Annotated in this window: 4 protein-coding genes; 1 reads left to right on the top strand and 3 read right to left on the bottom strand. The window is 44.2% G+C overall.

Features of this window, described 5'->3' with window-relative positions; genetic code table 11:
- Window positions 1-10: 10 nt before the first annotated feature.
- Window positions 11-106: a hypothetical protein gene (locus H6S82_RS23850; protein WP_347339540.1), complete on the top strand. Its 96-nt coding sequence runs from the start codon at window positions 11-13 to the stop codon at window positions 104-106.
- A 120-nt stretch (window positions 107-226) separates the two neighbouring features.
- Here the strand turns inward: H6S82_RS23850 and H6S82_RS23855 are convergent, their stop codons facing one another.
- The 3 genes from H6S82_RS23855 to H6S82_RS23860 all read right to left on the bottom strand — a co-directional run bounded on the left by H6S82_RS23855 (window position 227) and on the right by H6S82_RS23860 (window position 2,829).
- Window positions 227-601 (bottom strand): gas vesicle protein, encoded by a 375-nt coding sequence (locus H6S82_RS23855; protein WP_190464725.1) that lies wholly within the window; start codon window positions 599-601, stop codon window positions 227-229.
- A 50-nt stretch (window positions 602-651) separates the two neighbouring features.
- The gene (locus H6S82_RS34150; RefSeq protein ID WP_255512219.1) at window positions 652-783 is read right to left on the bottom strand and encodes a hypothetical protein; all 132 of its coding nucleotides are present in this window, start codon (window positions 781-783) and stop codon (window positions 652-654) included.
- Window positions 784-993: 210 nt separating this feature from the next.
- Window positions 994-2,829, bottom strand: coding sequence for an AAA family ATPase (locus H6S82_RS23860; protein ID WP_190464726.1), 1,836 nt, complete (start codon window positions 2,827-2,829; stop codon window positions 994-996).
- Window positions 2,830-3,644: the final 815 nt, after the last annotated feature.

Consider the following 3,644-nt stretch of genomic DNA (forward strand, 5'->3'; position numbering starts at 1 on the left):
GGCGTTTGATATTGGCGATATCTCAGAAGAGGATTTTGAAATTCAGGAAGAGGAACTTTTGTTAAAAATACAAGCAATGGAAGAAGAAGCAGAAGAATCTGAATGAACCGATTGCAAATTTCTGATTTGAGATTTCAGATTTTATTTTGCCAGTGTAGCTGTAGGGGTAATGGATGAATTACTCCTACAGCAGTATGCCAAGCAATACCAGTAGTAAATCCTCTGATTAAAATTCCAGGATAAAAGTTTGGAAACTACTTGACTTAGACTCTTTATTATCAGCAGGTACATTTTGAGCAGAACTTGTTTTTTGTTTACGCACCCTCTGCACTTTTACTTGCGGTGGCCCTTGGGTGAAAGTAGGAGGTGATTTACGTAACTTCTTAATTGTTTCTTCCGTATCTTCTATTTGCTTATCGAGAGTTCCTAGTTGTTCTTTCAAGAGGTTAAGGCGCTGTTCCATAAACTGCATCTCCTGTAAGATGCGCTGCCGTTTCGTTACCATCTTATAGAGTTCGAGTTGCTCAGACGCCTCAGTTTTCTCGCGAGGTATAGTGCTGATTTTAGGCCGAATTGTGCGTAGCGGACTTTTGTTTTGCATAAAAGCTTTCTGAATAATTCAAAATATTATAGCTTTTTCTCGCGGTTCGCCTATGTATTTTCGTAAAGAAACCGGGGTTCTTCAAAAAACTCACGAGCATTTGCAACCGCAGTTGCGATCGACTCCAAAATATGACGCTGTTGCGATTTAAGCGTAGTAACTACAGTCAGCATTCGCGTCACAAAAGTACTGCCTGCTAAATCTTTACCACAAAAGCTCGCCTGGTGGTGTGCGGTAGGCGCACCCCCTGAACGGTTACATTTTGGATTTTGGATGAGAGGATTTTGGATTGGCTCGGCCTTGAAAATTGTAGAGACGTTTCATGAAACGTCTCTACAATCGATCGACATAAAGGCTGTCCTTGAAACCGATTTGCTAAAACAAGTTTAGAATTAAGCGGGACGCTGTTGCATTAAAACTTGGTGAGCGTAGTGGAAATCCTCAGTTGTAATGCGAATTGCTGCCGGTTCGCTCATTCCTTGACTGCGATAGCGACGGATTGCTTCGACAGCAGCTCGATCGCCCAACAATGCTAAATCCGCCCCATTCCAACCCTCAGTTACTGCTGCCCAGTGGACCAAATTCACATCTTGCAAAGGACGGTCTTGATTGTGAACTTGTAGAATTGCGAAGCGGTTTTCTAGATCGGGTAAATCTACTTTTAACTGTAAATCTAACCGACCTGCTCTCAGCATCGCTGGGTCTAGTGCATCGGGACGATTGGTAGCAGCAATCACCAAGATGTTAGCACCTGTTGGCAAACCATCCAATTCTGTGAGCAATTGTCCCACAACGCGATCGCTCACGCCAGAATCGCCACTGTAACGACCGCGCACTGGCGCTAAAGTGTCAATTTCATCGATAAATACGACACAGGGAGATGCTTGTCGCGCTTTGGCGAACAATTCCCGCACTGCTTGTTCCGAAGCACCCACCCACTTGCTGAGCAATTCCGGGCCGTTAACGCAGATAAAATTAGCTCTAGCTTGGGAAGCGACTGCTTTAGCTAACATGGTTTTGCCGGTTCCGGGTGGTCCCCAGAGTAAAATCCCTTTGGGTGCTTTTGCTTTTGTTCTTAAGTAAAGTTCGGGATGAAGGAGTGCGCCTTCGACGGATTCCCGCAAAGTTTGCTTAATATTTTCCAATCCGCCGATTTCTTCCCAAAAAACATTGGGGGATTCTACTTCCACAGAACGCAAAACGGCTGGTTTAACTTCTTTAAGCGCTTGTAAAAAATCCGCCTGAGTAACGGTCATGGTATCGAGAATTTGCGCTTCGATCGAAGGTACTTGACGACGCAAAGCGCTGTAAGCGGCTTTTTGACAAACGGCTTTTAAATCTGCACCGACAAATCCGACTGCGAGGTCTGCGATCGCTTCTAAGTCTACCGTCAAATCCAAAGGCATGACGCGAGTTAATATTTGCAATATTTCCCTACGTCCCTGACGGTCGGGAACGCGGAAAAGCACTTCGCGATCGAATCTTCCCGGACGACGCAAAGCGGGGTCGAGATGATCCGGACGATTCGTTGCAGCTAATACGATAACGCCTTTAGTTTGAGCAAATCCATCCATCAAGCTGAGGAGTTGCGCCACTACCCGTTTTTCCACTTCTCCTTCTACTCTGCTGCGGTCTGGGGCGAGGCTGTCGATTTCATCTATAAATATGATACAAGGGGCACTTTTAGCTGCTTTTTCAAAGATTCCCCGCAATTTTTGTTCTGCTTCGCCGTAGTATTTGCCAATTACTTCCGGCCCTGCTATTGCAATGTAATTCACTCCCAATTCTTCCGCAAGAGCGCGGGCGGTGAGAGTTTTGCCAGTACCGGGAGGGCCTACTAATAAAACGCCTCGCGTCGGTTCCAGTCCGATTTTATCGAGTAAATCGGGACGTTTTAAAGGGATGGCGATCAGTTCTTTCAGTTCTTTGAGAATTTCACCCAATCCGCCAACATCTCTGAGGGAAGGACTTGATGATGTCTGCTGCGGTTTGACAGGATTTGGCGAGCTAGAATTGGAGTCGCCATAACTGGGCGGCTGGGTCGTGCGGAAAGGAGTTGGGCCGACATTGACATTGCCAGCGCGAGGAATACCTCCAGCACGAGGAATACTGCTGAGAGTGCGAGTGCGAAACTGCATATCTGCCTTGATTTCTCCGGCTTCAATTTTTTCTTCCAAGGCTTTTGCAAGTTCTAGTAACTGCTCAAAACCTTTGAATAGATCGCTCATGTCTGTTTCTCCCTCTTTTGTGCAGTCAAGTTTTCCGCACCAATCTGTTCTAAGTATAGTGCGGACTTGCCAACAGCGCTGACGCACTGCTGGGTTATCACAATTCGATAAATTTACTGCATTATTTAGGGAGTATGAATTAACAGTAAAAATTTATTCTTAATCATTCCTTCCCCCGCAGACTGATTTAATAGCACTAATGCTTTTATCTCAAAAGGTGTAAATCTTTAAGCGAAGAATATAAAGATTTTTGTCCGATAAAAAGATTATCTCAATTAGGCTTTTAAGAATTAGGCGCTAAGGGAAAGAAAACGGAAAAAGGCCGATAGTACTCATGCTGAGCGGCTTTCAAAGGTCTCATTTTTGGACGGACGCGCCAGGGTTTGAGTGATGTCAGTTGGCCTACAGTGACCCATACAGCGCCTCAGAAACCGGGTTTTTGTCTACCTCAGCAATCTCATGTCTATTGTTAATTTTTGTATAGTTTTAGGATTTAATTAACTTAATTTTGGCATTAAGAAATTGTATGGCTATCAATTATCAGCGGGACATTTTGGTGAAGAAAGGGAACAGGGAACAAATTTGTCCCGCTGAATGGTTGGTAGTCTGCAAAGCCTTGGACTGTCAAAGCATTTGAATATGAACATTGGATTCAAGTATAAATATTTACCGAAATGCTCATAGTTTTGTCAGGTTAGGGCCAACATTTTTACTCTGGCTATGAAATAATAACGGGACAAAAAAGCGAAATTTAAGAGTCACTAGGGGCGGGTAAAGTCATTATTCATTGTTAGGAAACTCTAAATTATTTTCCA

Source organism: Planktothrix sp. FACHB-1355, assembly GCF_014748295.1.
Classification (GTDB): domain Bacteria; phylum Cyanobacteriota; class Cyanobacteriia; order Cyanobacteriales; family Aerosakkonemataceae; genus Aerosakkonema; species Aerosakkonema funiforme_A.